This is a genomic window from Burkholderia pulmonis (genome assembly GCF_984667975.1).
Map to the genome: position 1 here is coordinate 999,641 of NZ_OZ480188.1, position 20,268 is coordinate 1,019,908.

The 20,268-nt window shown below is 65.1% G+C and carries 18 protein-coding genes; 9 read left to right on the forward strand and 9 right to left on the reverse strand.

Translation table 11 applies throughout. The features are described from left to right. Window positions 1–3 precede the first annotated feature (3 nt). The 3 genes from AC5LXK_RS36020 to AC5LXK_RS36030 all read left to right on the forward strand — a co-directional run bounded on the left by AC5LXK_RS36020 (window position 4) and on the right by AC5LXK_RS36030 (window position 3,200). A complete protein-coding gene (locus AC5LXK_RS36020; protein ID WP_493394401.1) occupies window positions 4–1,491 on the forward strand; it encodes an amidase in 1,488 nt (495 codons plus the stop codon). A gap of 23 nt (window positions 1,492–1,514) precedes the next feature. Continuing rightward, a complete protein-coding gene (locus AC5LXK_RS36025; RefSeq protein ID WP_493394402.1) occupies window positions 1,515–2,408 on the forward strand; it encodes a DMT family transporter in 894 nt (297 codons plus the stop codon). 69 nt (window positions 2,409–2,477) lie between these two features. Next, window positions 2,478–3,200, forward strand: coding sequence for a GntR family transcriptional regulator (locus AC5LXK_RS36030; protein WP_493394403.1), 723 nt, complete (start codon window positions 2,478–2,480; stop codon window positions 3,198–3,200). A gap of 28 nt (window positions 3,201–3,228) precedes the next feature. Here the strand turns inward: AC5LXK_RS36030 and AC5LXK_RS36035 are convergent, their stop codons facing one another. The 9 genes from AC5LXK_RS36035 to cysK all read right to left on the reverse strand — a co-directional run bounded on the left by AC5LXK_RS36035 (window position 3,229) and on the right by cysK (window position 13,170). After that, window positions 3,229–4,440, reverse strand: coding sequence for a trans-sulfuration enzyme family protein (locus tag AC5LXK_RS36035; protein ID WP_493394404.1), 1,212 nt, complete (start codon window positions 4,438–4,440; stop codon window positions 3,229–3,231). Next, complete coding sequence (locus AC5LXK_RS36040) at window positions 4,437–6,059, reverse strand: B12-binding domain/radical SAM domain-containing protein (protein WP_493394405.1); 1,623 nt, start codon at window positions 6,057–6,059, stop codon at window positions 4,437–4,439. Before AC5LXK_RS36040 ends, AC5LXK_RS36035 begins: the two co-directional genes overlap by 4 nt. Window positions 6,060–6,177: 118 nt before the next feature. After that, complete coding sequence (locus AC5LXK_RS36045) at window positions 6,178–7,299, reverse strand: branched-chain amino acid ABC transporter substrate-binding protein (protein WP_493395104.1); 1,122 nt, start codon at window positions 7,297–7,299, stop codon at window positions 6,178–6,180. A gap of 97 nt (window positions 7,300–7,396) precedes the next feature. After that, the gene (locus AC5LXK_RS36050) at window positions 7,397–8,230 is read right to left on the reverse strand and encodes an arginase family protein (RefSeq protein WP_493394406.1); all 834 of its coding nucleotides are present in this window, start codon (window positions 8,228–8,230) and stop codon (window positions 7,397–7,399) included. Window positions 8,231–8,275: 45 nt separating this feature from the next. Further along, window positions 8,276–9,295: a D-cycloserine synthetase gene (gene dcsG, locus AC5LXK_RS36055; protein WP_493394407.1), complete on the reverse strand. Its 1,020-nt coding sequence runs from the start codon at window positions 9,293–9,295 to the stop codon at window positions 8,276–8,278. Next, a complete protein-coding gene (gene dapF, locus AC5LXK_RS36060; RefSeq protein WP_493394408.1) occupies window positions 9,220–10,062 on the reverse strand; it encodes a diaminopimelate epimerase in 843 nt (280 codons plus the stop codon). The genes dcsG and dapF overlap by 76 nt, the downstream gene beginning before the upstream one ends. Window positions 10,063–10,176: 114 nt before the next feature. Then, the gene (locus AC5LXK_RS36065) at window positions 10,177–10,923 is read right to left on the reverse strand and encodes an SDR family oxidoreductase (protein ID WP_493394409.1); all 747 of its coding nucleotides are present in this window, start codon (window positions 10,921–10,923) and stop codon (window positions 10,177–10,179) included. A 68-nt stretch (window positions 10,924–10,991) separates the two neighbouring features. Continuing rightward, window positions 10,992–12,155, reverse strand: coding sequence for a homoserine O-acetyltransferase MetX (metX, locus tag AC5LXK_RS36070; protein WP_493394410.1), 1,164 nt, complete (start codon window positions 12,153–12,155; stop codon window positions 10,992–10,994). A 52-nt stretch (window positions 12,156–12,207) separates the two neighbouring features. After that, window positions 12,208–13,170: a cysteine synthase A gene (gene cysK / locus AC5LXK_RS36075; RefSeq protein ID WP_493394411.1), complete on the reverse strand. Its 963-nt coding sequence runs from the start codon at window positions 13,168–13,170 to the stop codon at window positions 12,208–12,210. Window positions 13,171–13,945: 775 nt separating this feature from the next. On the opposite strand from cysK, the gene AC5LXK_RS36080 reads away from it, so the two are divergent. From AC5LXK_RS36080 to AC5LXK_RS36105, 6 genes are all read left to right on the forward strand, one after another. Beyond that, the gene (locus AC5LXK_RS36080; protein WP_493394412.1) at window positions 13,946–14,122 is read left to right on the forward strand and encodes a hypothetical protein; all 177 of its coding nucleotides are present in this window, start codon (window positions 13,946–13,948) and stop codon (window positions 14,120–14,122) included. Window positions 14,123–14,239: 117 nt separating this feature from the next. Further along, window positions 14,240–15,307, forward strand: a complete 1,068-nt coding sequence (alr, locus tag AC5LXK_RS36085) for an alanine racemase (RefSeq protein ID WP_493394413.1) — start codon at window positions 14,240–14,242, stop codon at window positions 15,305–15,307. Between the two features lie 14 nt (window positions 15,308–15,321). Continuing rightward, on the forward strand, window positions 15,322–17,025 hold the full coding sequence (locus tag AC5LXK_RS36090; RefSeq protein ID WP_493394414.1) for a carbamoyltransferase N-terminal domain-containing protein: 1,704 nt from the start codon (window positions 15,322–15,324) through the stop codon (window positions 17,023–17,025). A 48-nt stretch (window positions 17,026–17,073) separates the two neighbouring features. Beyond that, window positions 17,074–18,003, forward strand: a complete 930-nt coding sequence (locus tag AC5LXK_RS36095) for a DMT family transporter (protein ID WP_493394415.1) — start codon at window positions 17,074–17,076, stop codon at window positions 18,001–18,003. Window positions 18,004–18,112: 109 nt separating this feature from the next. Continuing rightward, complete coding sequence (locus AC5LXK_RS36100; protein WP_493394416.1) at window positions 18,113–19,237, forward strand: hypothetical protein; 1,125 nt, start codon at window positions 18,113–18,115, stop codon at window positions 19,235–19,237. A gap of 91 nt (window positions 19,238–19,328) precedes the next feature. Further along, a complete protein-coding gene (locus AC5LXK_RS36105; RefSeq protein ID WP_493394417.1) occupies window positions 19,329–20,189 on the forward strand; it encodes a YqcI/YcgG family protein in 861 nt (286 codons plus the stop codon). The last annotated feature ends 79 nt before the right edge of the window (window positions 20,190–20,268 follow it).

A 20,268-nucleotide genomic window follows, 5' to 3' on the forward strand; every position in this document is an offset into this window, starting at 1 on the left:
CTTATGATCCGCTTCGACGAATATCGTCGCCACGACGCGGTCGGGCTCGCCCGGCTCGTCGCATCGGGGGAGCTGCAGGCCTCGGAGTTGCTCGACGCCGCCATCGGCCGGGCCGACGAGGTCAACGAAAAGCTGAATGCGATTGTCACGCCCATGCACACGCTGGCGCGTGAACGCGCACGCGGCCCGCGGCATGGCCCGCTTGCGGGCGTGCCGTTTCTGCTCAAGGACCTGCGGCAGGACTATGAGGGCGTGGTGACGACCAACGGTTGCAAGGCGTTGAAAGCGGCCGCGCGCAAGGCCCCGGCGCATTCGTCCATTACCGCGCGGTGGCTCGACGCGGGTCTCGTCGTGCTAGGCAAAACCAATACGTCCGAATTTGGCTCGAAGGGAACGACGGAACCCGATGCATGGGGGCCGACCCGCAACCCGTGGGATCTGTCGCTCTCCGCGGGCGGATCATCCGGCGGCGCCTGCGCGGCGGTCTCGGCGGGCATCGTGCCGGTCGCCGGCGCGAGCGATGCGGGCGGCTCGATTCGCATCCCCGCGTCCTATTGCGGCTTGTTCGGCCTCAAGCCCGGCCGCGGACGCACGCCGATGGGGCCCGCCGTGTCCGAGATCATGCACGGCGCCGCCGCGCAACACGTCGTGTCGCGTTCCGTGCGGGACAGCGCTGCGTGCCTCGATGCGACGAACGGCCACGAGCCGAACGCGCTGTTCCGGATCGCGGCGCCGGAGCGCCCCTATCGCGACGAGGTCGACCGCGACTGCGAACCGTTGCGGATCGGATTGAGCCACCGGTCGCCCGTCGCCGCGTCGGTCGACGAAGAGGCCGTGCGCGCCGTCGAGCAGGCCGGCAACCTGCTCCAGGCGCTCGGCCACCACGTCGAATGGGCCGAGCCACAAATCGACGGCGCGCAGATGGGCCGCGACTTCACGAACATCTGGTTCGCCTATTGTGCATCGATGGTGCGCCAGATCCAGCGCGAATTCGCCGTGAACGATTCGGGCTTCGAACCCGACACGCTCATCATGGCGGCCTTCGGTCGTGCGATGCCCGCGACCGACTATGTCGAGAGCTACATGCGGCTGAACGACTATGCGCGTGCGCTCGGCGAATTCCATCGGCGTTACGACGTGCTGGTCACGCCGACTGTCGCGATGCGCACACCGCGCGTCGGCGAACTCGCGACGCCACGATCGCAGCAACGGATTCTCAACGCAATCGACGCGCTGGGCTTGACGCGGGCCGTGCTGCATTCGGCAATCGTGCGGCGGGTCGTGCTGAAGAATCTCGCGCGCGTGCCATACACGCAACTCGCGAATCTGACGGGCGTTCCGTCGATGTCGGTTCCGCTGCACTGGACCGACGACCATCTGCCGTGGGGTGTGCAGTTCGTCGCGCCGCACGGCTCGGAGGGCATGCTGTTCAGGCTTGCCGCACAACTGGAGCGCGCGAAACCCTGGTTCGACCGGGTACCCGCCATCTGATCACCGTCGCGACGGAGCACACCATGAAGACGAACGAATCGCGCGGGCTCGCGCTCGGCACCCTCGGCATGCTCATTTTCAGCCTGACGCTGCCCATGACCCATATCGTGGTTGCGGAAATGAACCCGTTCCTCAACGGCCTCGGGCGGGCGGAGGTGGCAGCCGTACTGGCCGCGGTGGTGCTCCGGTTCCGGCGCGCCCCGCTCCCGACCCGCCGCCAGTTCGGCACGCTCGTCGTGGCCGCGCTGGGCGTGGTGGCCGGTTTCCCGGTTCTCTCGGCACTCGCCATGCATTTCGTCCCGCCGGCGCACGGGGCAATGATCAACGGCCTGATGCCGTTCGCCGTCGCGGCCTACGCCTACCTGTTCGGCGGCGAACGGCCGTCTGCCGGCTTCTGGGCCTGCGCGGCCACCGGCAGCGCGATCGTCCTGTTCTACGCGATGGTCGACGGCGGCGGCGCGCTGGCGGCCGGCGATCTGCTAATGGTCGGCGCCGTCGTCGTGGGCGGCCTCGGCTATGCCGCCGGCGGCAAACTCGCGCGCGAATTGGGCGGCTGGCAGGTGATCTGCTGGTCGCTCGTCATCGCTGCCCCGGTGTTGGCACTCCCGACCGGGTGGCTGGTGATGCATGACTGGCATCCGCTCAGCACGGGAGCATGGCTTGCGTTTGCGTACGTCGCCGTCGGCTCCCAGTTTCTCGGCTTCTTCGCATGGTATGCGGGGCTCGGGATCGGCGGCGTGGCGCGCGTCGGACAGGTGCAGCTGCTGCAGGCCTTCGTGACCATCGGCCTGTCCGCCCTGCTGTTCGGCGAACGGATTCCGCCGATCGCGTGGCCGTGCGCACTCGCCGTCGCAGTGACCGTGCTGCTCGGCAAGCGCATGGTGATCCACATCCGCCCGGCGCAACGGACGAGCTAGGACCGCCCGGGCCGCGCTTGCGCCAGCCCGGCACAGCGTGTATCGTCCAGATCGTCAATTTTCAGGATGTTGGATCCAGGCATCATGCAAGCCCGTTCCAAAGAGGATGACCAGCGCCTCGTCGTCAATCCGCGTGGCTATGTCACCGCAACCGAATTCGCCGCGCAAACCATCCGGCAGCACATTCTCGATGGCACGCTGTCCGACGGCACGCCGCTGCGCCAGGACGAATTGGCCGAACAGATGCAGCTGAGCCGCATGCCGATCCGCGAAGCATTGCGATTGCTCGAGGTGGAGGGCCTGGTCGATTTCCAGCCGCGCAAGGGCGCCATCGTCGCGTCGCTGTCTCCGGACGACATCATGGAAATCTACGAGCTTCGTGCGCAGCTCGAATCGTATGCGCTGCGCGCGTCGCTTCCGCACCTGTCCGCGGACGCGCTGGCCCACGCCGAAAAACTGCAGCGGGACATCGAAACGCATCCCGACCCCGTGCAGACGGGCGCGCTCAATCTCGAGTTTCATCTCACGCTGTATTCGGGCGTCGAGCGCAAGCGGACCATCGCCTTCCTCGCCTCGCTGAGCCGGAGCGTCGATCGCTACCTGCGCCTTCTGATGAGCCAGCTGGGATACGCAGGCAAATCGAACAAGGAGCACCGCACGCTGCTTCGACTGTGCCGCAAGGGCGACGTGGACGCCGCATGCGACCTGCTGCGCGAGCACCTGCTCGAAGGCGGCACCGCGCTTGCGGATTTCGTCCGGAAACGCCAGGCCGGAGAGTCGCAACAGGCGTAGCGCGACGCGCGCCGCCTCGCGGGCCCGCTCACGCCCGGCGGTACGCGTCGCCCAGCGCGTCCACGATGTCGCGCTCCAGATCCGCCACATCCTCCATGCCGACGTAAAGGCGCAAATACAGCGCATCGCGCGGCGCGACGGGAAAGACGCGCTCCCGGTTCGGGGCCACCGCATTCACCAGGCTCGTGTCTCCTCCCCAGCCGTAGCCGTGGCGAAACACCCGGAAACGCGACAACAGGTCGCGCACGTGGCCAGCGTCATCCACGGGGCAACGCACGGTCAGCAGGCTGTTCGCCCCGCGAAAATCCCGCTCCCAAAGAGCCCGCTGGCCGGACTCGCGATGCGCCGGATGGAACACGCACGCTGCGCCGACCATGCCGGCGATCCGGTGCAGCAAGCGCTCGGCACTCGCCGACTGATGCGCGAGACGCAGGCGGAGATTCGGTAGCCCCGCCGCGATTCGCGCCGCCGCATCGGGCGCAATCGTCGCGCCGACAAGCGCACCGAAATTCGTGCAGTCGGCGTGCAGCGCGGCATCGTTCGTCAGCACGGCACCACCCGACACCCCCATCGGCGCACCGTGATACTTCGACAGCGAAAGCACGACGCAATCCACCAGACCGGTGCGAAACCCGTTGAAAAGCGTCGATGCCGACCACGTGTTGTCGAGCACCGTCACGATGCCGCGCGCGCGACACAGGCGCGCCATCGCGGCAACATCCTGGATTTCGAACAGCATCGATCCCGGCGATTCGAAGAAGACGGCCTTCGTCTCCGGCGACAGCCGCGCCTCGAAGGCCGCCACATCCGTTGCCGGAAAGTAGCGAACCGATACGCCTGCCCGCGCGCACACCTGATCAAACAACCAGCGCGTCGTATACGTGACGCTGTCGGTCACGAGCACCTCGTCGCCGGGGCGGGCAAGCACCGACATCACCGCATGAATCGCGGCCTGTCCCGACGGAAACAGCGCGCAATGGCCGGCGTCCTCCAGCATGCAAAGGTTGTCGGCCAGCGCGAATGTCGTCGGGGTCCCGACCGAGCCGTAGTAAAACGCGTCGGCCCGTCCCGCAGACCGCCGCGTGAGCGACGCCTTGTCGATCGGCAGCATTCGCTCGGGCGTATCGAACAGCACGGTCGTGGCCTGGATGGATTGCGGCACCGGCAGCGCCACGCCGTCATACAACCGGACGCAATTGCGATCGACGAGATGCGTTGCGGGTAGCAGGCGTTCGCTCATTGCAGCACCACCGGCGCGCTGCTGACGGTTGCGTGCGATCGTGCGCGAGCGGGATCGCGCACGAAGTGCTGCATCATGTCGACGACTTCGCGAACTTCGTCCACCGTCGGCGCCCCCACACCCGTCATCGGATAGCGCCCTGACGCTTCGCCGAAATGGCGAAACAGATCGAGCAGCTCGCCCTCCGGGGTCGGCCAGTCGAGATAGTCGTAGTTCGCTCCCCCGTCGTAGCCCTGCAACGGATGCTGAACCGCCCAGTTGAAACTGACGGGATGCGGCGCGCCATAGTTGGCGCGCAGCGTGACCAGCGCGTCGAGCAACATGCGCCGATTCTCGCGCGACTCGCCCAGCCCGAAGAGAATCGCGCCCCCGCAACGGATGTCGGCGTCGCGAAGAAAGGACAACGCCTCCACGATGCGCTCCAGCCACGCCCGCTGCCCGCGCGTGTCCTTGCTCATTCCGCCGATTTCCGCGGGAATCAGGGTTTCGATGCCGACGAACAGGTAGCGCAGCCCCAGACGCCGAAGACGCAGCAGCACCTCCTTGCGCGCGAGGATGAGATCGATCGTCAGTTGCGCGCCGAAATGAAGATCGAGCGGCGCCTGCTCGATACGGGTCGCCAAACGCTCGAGCAGCTTCGTACTGCCGCCGAGCAGGACGGAATCCTCCACGAAGGCGCTGGCCCGGAACAGCGCATGATCTTCCTGAACCACCGCGACGGTGTCGGCCAGTTGCCGATAGAGGCGATCCGCGCTGTTGCGCAGGTCGCGCGGCTGCCCCGTCACGACGCTCGATTCGCTGCAGAACGCGCAGCCGTAAATGCAACCGCGCCCCGTGTCGCTGCTGACGTGCGCGGTCAACCGGCCGTCGAATACATCGAACCCGCTCGACAGACCGAATGCGTGCACCGGCGAAGGCAATTCACCATAGTCGAACGGCAATCGGGCGCTGACGCCGACATGAATCGAACCCTCGTGCAGATAGCCTGCGATCCAGTCGCCCGGTGTCGCGCGTTGCTCGAGCATTCGCACGAACTCCCCGGCCCGGCCCGGCAGGTCGTCGCGCGCCTGCGCCACGCATTCGCCCAGTTCGGCGATCACGTATTCTCCGTCACCTGACACGACCAGATCGAACACCGGCGGGATCTTGCCTTCCGCCATCAATCGCAACGGCGACGCGGAATGATGACGAACCTGACTGCGGTGGCGCAACGGCGTATCCCCGACATACATCGTCTCGCACGCGTGGCGCCCGCCCAGCACGACAAGCGCATCGTCGCCCAGCACACGCTTCGCCATGCGGGCGCACTCGATCGCCCCGCGCATGCAGATCGTCATTGCGCCGATCAGGACGAGATTCGGCCGCTCCCTGCGCAGCAGCGCCTCGAACCGGGGCAGTTCGTCGGCCGACTCCATCAGCACGCAGCGGGCTCGCCGCGATGCGCGCGGGCCGCGCCAGTTGCTGTCGGCCCAGGCCGACCCTGCCTGCTCCGTGCGCGCCGCGGCGAGCCTGCACGCGTTGTACAGGCTCGCCGGATCCCGGCTGTTCAATGTCGACGCGCCCTTCTCGCCGCTCGGCGACTCCGGCGCCGCTACGGCGACAACTCTCAGGCTCCGCACGGTATCTGAATCCTCGTACTCGTGACTGGCCGGCTCGGCGCCCTGCGCGGCGCCGGCCGATCCTTTTTGTCGTGAGAATCAGGCGCGACCTGCGGCAGCGCCGATTCTTCGGCTTGCGTTACATCTTGACTTCGTCGAGGAACACCTTCTTGCCGTTCCGATAGCCGTACAGCGAGATCACGCCGTGCTTCAGGTCGCCCTTCGCGTCGAAGGTCGTCGTGCCGATCACGCCCGCGTAATTCGTCGTCGGCATCGCGGCGAGGATCTTCGCGGGCGCCGTCGAATTCGCGCGTTTCATCGCATCGACGATGATGTAGACGGCGTCGTAGGCAAACGGTGCGTCGAACTTGATCACCTGGCCGAAGCGCTTCTGATACCTCGTCAGGAACGCCGCGCCGCCCGGCATCTTCTCGAGCGACGCACCCGCCTGCGAACACACGACGTTGGCCGCCGCGTCGCCCGCGAGTTCGGACAGCTGCTCGGTACACACGCCATCACCCGCCACGATCTTCGCGCGCAGGCCGAGCTGCCGCGCCTGCTTGGCGAACGGGCCGCCCGTCGCATCCATCCCGCCATACATGATGACGTCGGGATTCTCGCCCTTGATCTTGGTCAGGATCGCGCGAAAATCGACCGCCTTGTCGTTCGTCGCATCGTGCGACACGACCTTCATGCCCAGCGCACCCGCCTTCTTCTCGAATTCGTTCGCGAGACTCTGGCCGTACGCGGTCGAATCGTCGACCACGGCGACGCGCTTGAAGCCGCTCGACTGCGCATAGTTGGCGAGCGCGGGCCCCTGCTGCGCGTCGGTCGCGACGACCCGGTAAGTCGTCTTGAAGCCCTGCAGCGTGTAGGCCGGGTTGGTCGCCGACGGCGTGATCTGCACGATGCCCGCGTCGCTGTAGATTCTCGACGCCGGAATCGACGTGCCCGAGTTCAGGTGCCCGACGACCGCAACGACCTTGTCGTCGACGAGCTTCTGCGCGATCTGCGTGGCCTGGCGCGGGTCGGCCGCGTCGTCCTGCGCGTCGAGTTGCAGCGTGATCTTCTGACCGCCGATCGTGAGGCCCTTGGCATTGATTTCCTCCACCGCGAGACGCGCGCCGTTTTCATTGTCCTTGCCCAGGTGCGCAATACCGCCCGTCAGCGGTTCGACGCTGCCGATCTTCACGACCTGATCCGCCAGCGCGTCCGACGCGGCGACCGCCGTCAGGATCGCCGCCACGCCAAGCATCGTCATCCGACGCGTTTCGATTCGTTGCTGTTGCTTCATCTGAAAGATTCCAACCATGAGAAAAATAAATGTCCTGACGATGGCGCCGGGTTCGGCACGGCCGTCATGCTGTCAGCGATTGCTCGCGAGCCGCTTCGAACAGCGGCGCAAACGTGTCGACGATGATCGACAGCGCCGCGTCGCTGCGGCCCGAATCGAGCGGCGCGTTGAACTCGGCCACCTCGAACCCGGCGAGCTGCTCGGCCGGAATCGCGGCGAAGATCTCGCGCAGCTGCGCCGGCAGCAGGCCGTCGGGGACGTCATAGTCGGCCGGGACGTAACCCGGCTCCAGCACGTCCCAGTCGACGTGAATCCAGATCGGCGCGCCGTCGACGGCTGCCAGGACCGCCTGCGGCGTCGCCTCGGCCGGCGGGATGATCCGGACGCCAGCGCGCCGCAGCAATTCGCGCTCGGCGTCATCGATATCGCGTGCGCCGACCAGCACGACCTGCTCGGGGCGCAGGCCGGCGCCGTGACCGCTTTCCCAGAGCCCGCACGCGGCCGCGAGCACCATACCGCCGAGATAGCCCGTTCCGGTCGTCTCCGGCGTATTGAAGTCACCGTGCGCATCGATCCACAGAACAACCGCGTCCGGATGATGGCGTGCCGCGACCGGCAGCGACGCGAGGCTGGCGGAGCAGGTGTTCGAAACCAGCACCGGACGATTGCCGCGCCGGATACTCGCATCGATCGCATGCGACAGTCCGGTGAGCGTTTCCTTCGCCTGCGGCAGGCTGACGCGCCAGTCATCGACCGCGGGCGGCGACGGCTGCCCGACGGACTGACTCGCGATACCGTAACGGCGCTCGAATGCCTGCGCGGTGCGTGCGGCCCCCACGATCGTCCGTGCGGTCTTGTCGGCCACACGGCCCTGGGAAACGATGAGATCGACTTTCATGGCTCATGCCCTCGAAAAGATGATTGAACAGCGAATGGATCGAAATCAGGACTTCAGCAACGCGTCCAGCACCCGGGCGAACCGCGCGGCCCCGTGTTCGGCGAACGGCAGTGAAAGCGATGGCTCGCAAATGTCCAGCTCCAGCAGCATCGGTTTGCCGTCGTCGTCGCGGATCAGGTCGACACGCGCATAGAGCAGCGGTCGATCGAGCCCCAGGCAGGCGACCGTCGCGTCGAGAATCTCCAGCGCGACGGCCTGCTCGTCGTCATCCGCCACGCGGGCGGAGCGGAACTCGGGGGTCGGCCCGTTGACGGTGCCGTCCTGCATGAGCAATGCGCCCTTGCGGATCGCATGGCTGTATTCGTGGTTGTAGAAAACCATGTCGGTTTCGCCGCGACGATCGACCGACGCCAGATAAGGTTGCAGGATCACGCTGCTCCCTTCGCCGTGCAGCCGCTCGATATGGCCGACCGCCTCCGGCATCAGGGCCTTGGCATAGCGCTTGACGTTCTTCGAGTACGAACCGATCGTCGGCTTGACGACGAACTCGTCCATTGCCGGATACGCGCGCACAAACGCGTGCAACGCCTCCGTGGCCGACTCGCCCGGTTCGACGAAGCGACTCGGCACGACCGAAACGCCGCGTGCGGCGAGATCGGCCAGATAGTGCTTGTCGGTCGCCCAGCGCGCCACCGACAGCGGGTTCACGAGGTTCGTGACCGCCGCGACGCGCTCGCACCATGCCAGGAACGCATCGCGGCGTTCCGTGTAATCCCACGTCGATCGCAATACGACATAGGCATAGCGCGACCAGTCAACCGACAGGTCGTCCCACGCGCACACCGTGGTGTCGAGATCGCGTGCGTGGCAGGCGGCCAGCAGCAGCGGCATGTCGTCGTCGTTCGGAAGATCGGTGATCGACGTAGCCAGGGCAAGCTTCTTCATGAATCGATTCCAGTGTTGATACGACGGGCGCGAACCGTTGCGCCCTAGTTGTCGAGACAGCCTTCGAAAACGAATGCGGCGGGCCCGGTCATCGCGACCGGCTCGGCCGCGCTCGGCCATGCGACACGCAAGTCACCGCCGGGCATGGCGACGCACACCTGTCGATCGATGCGCCCCATGCGCATCAGCAGCGCGGCGGCGGCGCATGCGCCGCTGCCGCATGCGAGTGTTTCTCCCGCCCCGAACTCGTACACGCGCAGGCGCACGAGCTCGCGCGACACGATCTCCACGAACCCCACGTTCACGGAGATCGGAAATCTGTCCGAGCCCTGCATCAGTCGACCGATCCGGTCGACGGGCGCGACCTCGATGTCGTCGACTTCGATCAGCGCATGCGGGTTGCCCATCGATGCCGCGGCAAAGCGGACGCGCGTGCCGTCGTCGAACGCCATGTCGTACCACGATTGCTCGGCCCCGAAATCCAGCATCGGGATCGCCGCCGGCTCGAATCGCGGCACGCCGAGCGTGACCCGGAACGTCTGCTCGTCCAGCACGTCGATCTCGTGCGTGCCGCTCGGACTGTCGAGTTCGAAGCGCGGCCCTCGCGCCAGGCCCGCCCGTATCGCCCACGCGGCCACGCAGCGCGCGCCGTTTCCGCACAGCGTCGACTGCAGGCCTTCTCCGGTCCAGATACGGAACGAGGCGGCCGCCGTCGCGCTGCGAGGCGCCTCGACGCCGAGAATCAGGTCGCAACCGACGCCGCGATGGCGGTCGGCCAGCCTGCGGCACAGTTCTGGCGAAGGCGCGGCGGCATCGCGCAGGTCGAGCACGACGAAATCATTGCCGGCGCCATGCATCTTGCTGAAACGTAATGTGTGTGGAAGCAACGACTTTTCCTTGGCAGGGGGATCGTGACGAATCGATCGGGATTCGCACCGGCGCGACACGCGCGCGCCGGTGCGACACGCGAACGCGTTCCGCGGCGCGGTCGTGCGCGACAGCTACCAGGGCACCGGCTCGCCCATATGAACGTACCGTCCGCTCGGCCCGTCCGCGTCGAGCAGCGCCATCGCAACGCTGGTGCTTGCGCCGGCCTCGACGTCGATCGCACCGTCGCCATCGTTCATGTCGGTGCGGGTGTAGCCGGGATGCACGGCATTGACCTTGATCGGCGTATCGCGCAGCTCGAATGCCAGGTGCACCGTCCAGGAATTGATCGCGCTCTTCGACGCGCTATAGGCCGGAAGCGACTTGAATTTTTCGCTGTATGCGTACGATTCCGGATCGCTGTGCATGCCCAGCGACGCGAGAAGACTCGACACGTTGACGATGCGCCCCGCAGCGGACTTTCGGATCAGCGGCAAAAACGCCTGCGTCACCGAAACGACGCCAAACAGATTGGTCTCGAACGTTTCCCGCCACTGATGCAGCGGCTGCTCCGACGGTTGCTTGCCATACTCTTCTATCCGGATCCCGGCGTTGTTGACCAGGATGTCAAGACAGCCATACTCGCGCGCGACGGCTGCCGCGGCACTCGCAATGCTGGCCGCATCGGTTACGTCGAGCTGGTACCCGACGACATCGTGCCCCGCGTCGCGCAGCCGGCGCGCCGCCTCTTCGGCCCGGCCGCGGTCGCGTCCGGCGAGCAGCACGCGGACGCCGCTTGCGCCAAGCTGGCGAACGGTCTCGAGTCCGATACCGCGCGTGGCACCGGTGACAAGGGCTATCCTGGATGACGGGTTTGACATATCACGCACTCACTATTAATGACCGGTAACGAGGTGTATGGAGCGGCCGACGATCGAATCTCGATCGCCTATGCGGCCGCGCCGACGCGTACGCGACGCTCCGAGCGCAGCTCCAGCGAAGCAAGGAACTCCCCCACCACCGGGCCGAAGCGGCCGATGTCGACCAAAAACGCATCGTGCCCCTGCGGCGAATCGAGCGGAACGAACGTCGCGTCGATCCCGCCGGCGCGCAGCCCCTCGAAAATCTGCCGCTGTTGCTGCAACGGAAACAGGATGTCGGTCTGTACGCCGATCACCAGCGCCTTGTGGAGTTGAAGTTGCGACAGCGCTTCCTCGACGCTGCAGCCGCAGGAATCGCCAAGATCGAACCAGTCCATGCTGCGGCTGAGATACAGGTAGCAGTTCGGGTCGTAGTCGCGGACGAAGCGCTGCGCATGCCGTTCAAGGTATCGCTCCACCTCGAACTCGACACCGAAAGGATCGGGATCCTGATCGGCGTCGCGCCCGTCATCGAAGCGCATACGTCCGAACCGGCATTCCCACTCAAGTGCCGAACGGTAGCTGATGACCCCGAGCTTGCGCGCGATCGCCATCCCGCTCTCGGGATAGCTGTCGTCGTCGTACGCCCCCTGATTCCAGTGCGGGTCGAGCCGGATCGCCTCGCGCTGCAGCGACCGCACGGAGATCGAGAACGGCAATGCGCGTGCCGCGCCGGAGATGTTGATGTGGCTGTGCGCCAGATCCGGATGGCGGGCCAGAAGCGACAGCGCACTCATGCCGCCCATCGAGTTTCCGATCACGCAGGCCAGGCGCTCGATCCCGAGCGCGCGCACCGCGTAGGCCGCCGCATCCGCGATGTCCTCCACGCAAAGATCGGGGAACTCCAGACGATACGTATCACCCGTGCGAGGATCGATCGATGCCGGGCCCGTCGAGCCTTTGCAGCTGCCGAGCGAGTTCACGCAGATGACGTACCATCGATCGGTATCGATTGCCTTGCCCGGCCCCAGCATGCCTTCCCACCAGCCCGCCGATCGGTCGAACGCATTCGCCGCAACGTGTGCGCTCGGCGACAAACCGGGGAGTATCAGGATGACGTTGCTTCTCGCCTGATTCGGTTTGCCCCAGCATTCGTACGCGATGCGTCCGCCCAGGATCGAGCCACCGCGATTCATGCGGAATTGAGCCGGCAGACCGACGAAGCGGGTCGCAGGTGAAATGAATTCGCTCATGCGTGTTGCCCAGTATGCGGAGGTTTGCCGGCGGATATCCCGACTTCGACGATCAGCGATCCAGCGACGCCAGCCATTCGTCATCCGAACCTTCGTTCACCCCTTCCAGCAGGAAGGTCGACAGGTATCGTTCGCCGGTATCCGGCAGCATCGCGAGCAGTACCGAACCTTCCGGCGCGCTTTGCGCGACCCGAAGCGCGGTGGCGACCGTGGCTCCCGCGGAAAGCCCCACGAAGATGCCTTCCTCGGCCGCCAGGCGGCGGGCGGTATCGCGCCCCTCCACCTCGTCAGCAAGCACCAGCTCGTCGATCACGCTGCGGTCGAGCACGCTCGGAACGAAATTCGGCGCCCAGCCGGAGATCTGGTGCAGGTTCCACGCCTGCCCGGACAGAACGGCTGCGTTGGCAGGCTCCGCTGCAATGACACGCACTTCCGGGCGCGCACGCTTCAGCATCTGCCCCACCCCCGTCAGCGTTCCCGTCGTGCCAAATCCGGTCACGAAGTAATCGAGTTTCTTCCCGGCAAAATCGCCGAGAATCTCCGACGCGGTGGTCTCACGGTGATAGGCGGGATTAGCGGGATTGTCGAACTGCCGCGCCCGAAACCATCCGTGCTTCTCCGCCAGCGCGTCAGCGATGCGGTTTCCGCCGCTTGACCCTTCGGCAGCGGGGAACAGGATCACCTTGCCGCCATATGCCCGCATCAGCTTGCGCCGCTCGACCGAGTACGAATCCGCCATCACCGCGACGAACTTGTAGCCGCGCGCCGCGGCCACCATCGCCAGCGCGATGCCGACATTGCCGGACGTGCATTCGACGATGGTGTCGCCCGGCTTGAGCAGGCCCTTCGCTTCGGCATCGAGCACGACGGCGAGCGCAAGACGATCTTTGACGGAACCGCCCGGATTGAACGATTCGACCTTGACATAAAGCTTGACGTGTTTTGGCGGAAGGCGGTGCAGCTTGACGATGGGGGTACGGCCGATCGTGTCGAGAATGTTGTCGTAAAGTGGCATAAGCGGTTTCTTAAAGGCCCTGTTGGAGAGGCTGAAACTTCGGATTCTGCTGGGCACCTCGCTCCGCCGGCCCATCGCGGATCCGGTAGACACGAAACGCTGAAACGACAACGCGCCATCACGCCTGAATCAGGCAATCCCGACACGCGCCGCGACAAAAAGACACCACCGGATCTCCGCTGGATCCCGCATACCGGCCGCGCATCGCATCCGGCGGGCCGCTGCTTTCAAATGATTCACGATGATACCAATCGGTATCTTTTATATTAGTAGGGTATTCCCGTATCGGGCGCATCACCTACATTTGCTCGATACAGGCGCCCTACGCACCGGTTCCAGACAATAAAAGCCACCCCGGGCGCGGCGTGCACACGGCCCCACATTGAACACGTTTTCGGATTTTTACGCAGTTTTGAACGCATTTTTATTAACAATGGATCCGATTCCATGGCGACACGGAGCAGCATCCCGTCCGGCCTCATACTCCCTTTCGTATCTCTAAAATTGAATTGACAAGCCCATTTCCATGATTCATGATCCACCAAAATGATACTTACCAGTATCTTTACAAAAAGCGGTCTCCGAACGCATCCCATAGAGAAACCGGTTCGACGCGCCTGCTTCCTACAGGAAGCAGGCGCGTGGACGATGCCGGACGGTTGCCGAAAAAGTCACGCCACCCGGGATACCACTTGACTGTCATGCACGCGTCGATGCGAAGCACGCCAGCAGGTCGCCGTCAGCCAGATGTGCAAATCAATGCGAGCAATGTGAAATGAGTCTTGAAATCTCGTTCCTGTCGTATGTGCAGTACATCGAACCGATCCTGGCGGCACTCGGCCCGGTGGTCATGCTCCAATCCATGCTGATCGACCAGGCAATGTCTGCGCCGCGGCTCCAGCTCACACGCGTCGAACGCAGCGCGGCAAGACGCCGGGCCGTCTCGCCCTAAGGTCGGTCACCGGCCAGGCCCGGTCGAACTCCCTTCCAGACGTATTCCGGCACCGTCGGTGCGGTGCAGGCATTGCCGCCGAATTTCCACTCATCTCGCTAGAACGAGAGCATCCGTATGACTCGACCACTTGTCGCCAATATCGATTGGCATGCATTGCGCTCGAATATCAATCTGGCAAAACAGAAGGTCGACCAGGGCAGCGTCATGGCCGTCGTCAAGGCGAACGCCTATGGTCATGGCGTCAAGGACGTCATCGATGCATTCAACGACATCGATGCGTTTGCGGTGTCTTCGATCGACGAGGCGGTCTCGCTGCGCGAGACAACGGCGAAACCGATCGTCCTGCTCGAGGGCCCCTTCTCGCCGGCCGAAGTCGACGTCATCGTCGGCAATCGATTCTCTCCCGTCCTGCACGCTCGCGAGCAGGTCGAGTGGATGCTGCGCGGCGCGGCAGGAAAGGCCCGGGTGTGGATCAAGCTCGACACCGGCATGAACCGCCTGGGCTTCGCGGGAGGTGACGCCGAGCACACGATCGCCCGGCTGGAGGCTGCCGGAATCGAGGTTATCGGCGTGATGAGCCACCTGTCCAACGCCGACACGCCCGCCGACCCGTTCACGGCCGAACAATACGATCGCTTCCGAAAACTGGCCATCGCGGGAAAGCACGTTTCGATCTCGAATTCGGCAGGAATCCTCAGAGGCATGAGCCTGTTCCGTGAATACATCCGCCCCGGAATCATGCTCTACGGCGTCAGCCCGTTCGCCACCACCAGCGCCCCGGAAATCGGCCTGAAGCCGGTGATGAACCTGACCAGCGAGTTGATCGCCGTTCGGGAGTGCGTCGCGGGGCAACGCATCGGGTACGGAAACGAAACCGTCTGCAGGTCGAACATGAAGATCGGTGTGATCGCATGCGGTTACGCGGACGGATACCCGAGGCAGGCGCAACCGGGAACGCCCGTCCTCGTCGGCGGCCGGCGCGCCGCGCTGATAGGCCGCGTATGCATGGACATGCTGCTCGTGGACATCACCGACATCCCCGATGCCGGCGTAGGCAGCCACGTGGTCCTGTGGGGCAAGGATCTTCCCGTCGAACGCGTTGCTGCCTGTGCGTCGACGATAGCAAATGATTTGTTGAGCGGTATCACGGCACGCGTTCCCCGGAACGTATTGAAACACTAACCCAGAGATTAGATATGCTGATTTGCGGTCTTAAGCTTACGCACGATGGTGCGGTCGCGCTCCTTGACGATGATCGTCTCGTCTTCAGCGTCGAGATCGAGAAGCTGGACAACAGCCCACGATACAGCTCCATCAAGAGCCTCGATTCGGTTGTCAGGATACTTGGCGATTTCGGCTACCAGGTCGACGATGTCGACGAATGGGTCATCGACGGCTGGGACGGCGTGGAAATCGGCACCGCGACCGTTTCCGACGGCAGCTTCGAGCAGGTTCTCACGCTTGCGCCTTATCACGAAGGCGACGGCTCGCTGTTCCGGCACGCGTACTCAGGCGAATTCACGATCGCCGGCAAACGCAAGCCGTTCACGAGCTATCTGCATGTTGCAGGCCATCTGGTCGGCACCTACATGACCAGTGCGTTCGCGAAGCGCGCCGAGCCGGCCTTCGGCGTCGTCTGGGACGGCGGCATGTTTCCACGGCTCTATCACTTCGATCCGGCCAGCAACGCAATCGAGGCAGGCGGGCCGGTATTTCCGCTGATCGGCCACTTCTACGCGACCGCCGCGCATCATTTCGGCCCGTACAAGAAATCGGAGCAGGCCGGCACCGCGAGCGACCTCTCGGTCGCCGGGAAGCTGATGGCCTATATCGCACTGGGCAAGAGCAATCCGGCCGTCGTGCGACTGCTCGCCGAGTTGTACGCGGTCAATTTCTCCGCGAATACGGAAGAGGTCCGACAGTATCTGCGGACGGTCGGCGGATGGGGCACGTCGGTCGAACCGTCGATGAAACATGTCCACAAGTTCTTCCTGGATGTTGCAAAGGCCCTTGACGGCCTGCAGGTGCCGGACGAGGACGTACTCGCCTCCGTGCACGAATTCCTCGAGGAACTGCTCGTCAATCAGGTGACGAGCCGGATCGTGGAATGGAAGGGCAACGGCAAATGGAATCTGTGCTTTGCCGGCGGCTGCGCACTGAACATCAAGTGGAACAGCGCATTGCGCGCACACCCGCTTTTCAACGATGTCTGGGTTCCGCCGTTTCCGAACGATTCGGGTTCCGCGCTCGGCACGGCCGCGACGCACCTCATGCAGACGCGGAAAATTTCGGCGCTGAACTGGCACCCGCGCCTTGGTCCCGCACTGGTGCCGACAACGGCGATCCCGGACGGATGGCAGGCGACGCCCTGTACGCCGAAGGCCCTCGCCGCCATCCTGCATGCCGAAGGCAAGCCGGTCGTGATGCTCAACGGTCGCGCCGAACTCGGCCCGCGCGCACTCGGCGGCCGCAGCATCATCGCCGCGGCGACCGACCCGGCAATGAAGGATCTCCTGAACGAAGTCAAGGATCGCGAACGTTTCCGCCCGGTCGCGCCGCTCTGCCTCACCGAGGAAGCGCCGCACATCTTCGATCCGGGCACGCCCGATCCGCACATGCTGTTCGACCACTATGTCCGCGAAGACTGGGTCGCAAAAATTCCGGCGGTGCTGCACCTCGACGGAACGGCGCGCCTGCAGACCGTCAACACGGAAGATGACCCCGTACTCGAGGAGATCCTCCGCGAATACTTCTCGCTCAGCGGCGTTCCCGTGCTCTGCAATACGAGCGCGAACTACAACGGTCGCGGCTTCTTCCCGGATGTCGCGTCGGCCATGCAATGGGGACGCATCGATCTGATCTGGAGTGACGGCCTGCTGTATCGCAAGACGCACCCGTAATCACTCGCGCAGCCCCACTCCTCAACCATCGCATCGACCGAGGCTATCGTGTCCAAGACTCTTCCCGTCGCGCAACCCGCTGTCGCACCGGCCGAAACATCCGCCGGAAGCGGGATCTGGCTGGGCATCGCAGGCATGCTGTGCTTCAGCCTGACCCTGCCGGCGACGAAACTGGCGGTCACCTCGGTCGACGCGCTGACCGTGGGGCTCGGTCGATCGCTCGTCGCGCTCCCGTTCGCGCTCGTCGCGCTCGTGCTGTCGCGCGGCGGGTGGCCGCCGAGGTCGGCCATCGCACGGTTGTCGCTCGTCGTCGCCGGCAACATCTTCGGCTTTCCGGTCTTCTCCGCGTTGGCCGTATCCCATTCCTCCGCGGCGCACGCCGCGGTGATCTTCGGCACCATGCCGTTCGCCACGGCGCTCGCAGGCGCGCTGCGTGCGCGCGAACGCATGCCGTCCAGGTTCTGGCTCTTTTCCGCGGCCGGAGCGGCCATCACCGCACTGTTCAGTTTCGACAGCCAGCGAAGCGGGGCGATCGGCCTGGGCGATCTGTATGCGTGCATCGCGGTGGCGCTCGGGAGCCTCGGCTACGCAGAAGGGGCGATTCTCGCCCGCCGGTTTGGCCCGATGCGCGTGCAGGCGTGGGCACTGATGCTCGGCGCGCCACCGGTCGCGGTACTCGTGACCTGGCTGGTCGCGACCCGCGGGCTGCACCTCGATCCGCGGGCATGCGCCGGGCTGTTGTACATCGGCGCATTCAGTTCGTTTCTCGGCTTCATCCCGTGGAATGCGGGCCTCGCCCGGGGGGGTGTCGCGCGCGTGGGCCAGATCCTGCTGTTACAGCCGATCTGCACGATCGCGTGGTCGTTCCTCCTGCTTCACGAAAACGTCGACGGCAAGACGCTGCTGTCCGCGGTTGCCGTGTGCCTGTGCGCCACGCTTGCCATCAGAGCCCGGTACAAGGCGTCGGGCTCGCATTGATCCCGGCAACGACTGCCGCGCGGCGTGCCGAAACCGGCGCCCGCATTCGCCCGGGGCGTGACCGCGCCGGGCACGCCATCAACGACACGCTTTCATTCTGGACCCTTCGATGACGACCACCGCATGGAATCCACCACGAACGCAACCGTGGGTGATCAGGGAGACCGTCTGCTTCAACGGCCTGACCCATTCATTCGAACGCTGCGATCTGGAGATCGCCGGACGCTGGATCATCGGCATCGTTCCACCGGGCACGTCCAGGCAGCGGATCGGTTTCGACGGATCGACGCTGGTGTGCGCGCCCGGCGTGATCGACGTCGACTCCGGCCGCATGGAAGCCGACGACTCGCGATCCCCCGGCCTCGCCCGCTGCATCACGACTGCCGGACTTCCGAGCGTCTCCCCGTGCGCCACGGATCGATGGCCCGATCGCGTCGACGCCGAAGCGACCGCGCGACACGATGAACTCGGGATCGCAATCTGCAAGCTGACCCAGCCGATGGCAGCCCCCCGTTCCGTCGTCCCCGTGGTTTCCTGTCAGGATCTGCTGTCCGCGTCGTCGCTGCTCGAATTCGTCTCCCTGTCGCACGTGGCCGGAACACGCCTCGGGATCCGGCTTGCGTCGTCGCCGGACGGCGCCGGCGAATTTCGCGAGCGATTCTGCCGTTCGGAAATCAACCTTCTCGCGTATCTGCAGTTGTTGCGCGAGCAGGTGACATTGTTTGCGTTGCCCCGGCTCGCGCGCGGCGACCGTGCGACGCTCGCGGCCGCCACGTGCCCGATCGCGGTCGCACTGACGTCCGGCTCCCGCATTGGCGCGCTGTGGCGCGAGCACGGCGCGCAGTTGCAGCACGGAAAACTGGCGTTGTCGGGGCTGAGCGGCACCGCTGCCGTCGCAAGCGCGGGCCGCCACACGCCGACGCTGTCGTTGCCGGCCGATTTCGCCGACCACCCCGCCCATGTCCTGAACCGGATCGTCGACGCCATCACGGTATCCGCTGCGGCCGCGCTGGGTGTCTACGACACGGGCATGCTGCGGCCCGGCATGAAGGCCGATATTGGCCTGTTCCCGGACGAGTCGGGATCGATCGGCCGGGACGGTAGCATAGGACTCCTGACAATGATGACATCGCTCGAGCCCGATTCGGTGCTGATCGAAGGCGCGTTCGCTCGGCACGTCGACCGGCGCCCGGCCAGCAACAGCGACATATACAGCCTGCCGAAGGCTGGCTGACGGCCGCGCCACCGGCCGCATCCGGGTCCGGCCGGCCCGACATGCGACCACCGCGCGCCTGTCCGATGTTCCTCGTATTGCAGCACTGCGTTTGATTCACCCGATCGTCACGACACAAGAACCACCAACCAATCATCGTGAAAGGACAAACTGCATGAGCCGCTCTTCTCTCGCAACGGAAGAATTCATCCCGACGATGTCCGGCGAATGCCGGAATCCCGGCAAGCTCGTCTCGCAGAACCGAATCATCGAAACCGGGCACGACTGGCATCGGTCCGTGCTTGCCGATATCGAAGCCCGTCTGGACGAATCCGGCGATTTCCCCTGCGTGTTCTCCAGAAACGCGTTCCAGAAGGGGCTGCTGCGCTTCATCTTCGTCGACTCGCTCGACCCGGCCGGTATCGCCGGCCTCGCCGAAGGCCTGACGGAATACGTGGACATTTCCAACGCATGGGACGGCAGTCTGGCCACCGCGTATCCGCTGATCGTCGCGTTCTCGCTGGACCTCATCCGGTCGCGCTCGCTGGGGGAATATCACGCGTTTGGCTGGCGCGTGCTCCAGAAGCTCCACGAGGTCGACCCGGCGCCCTGGCCGGAAGGTGTCGGCAAGGATCCCGACTCCCCGTCGTGGTCGATGTGCTTCAACGGCATGCCGATCTTCTGCAACATGAGTCACCCGGCGCATCACGTGCGCCGCAGCCGCAATCTCGGCGAACACTTCATCTTCGTCATCAACCCGCGCGAACGCTTCGACAGCGTCGCAGGCGACACGCCGCCCGGTCGTCGCGTCCGCGCCAATATCCGCAATCGCATCCTCCGCTACGACGGCACGCCGCATTCCCCGCAGCTCGCTTCGTATGGTGCCGGTGGCATCGAGTGGTGGCAGTACGAGATCGCGGAGGAAAACGTCGATCGTACGGACAAGTGTCCATTCGCATTCAGGAAGACCTGACCCGCACCGGCGCCGCCGGACAAGGCCGCCCCGACTGCGGGGCAAGGGCCGTTCAGGCGCGGCCGGTGCGCCCCATTCA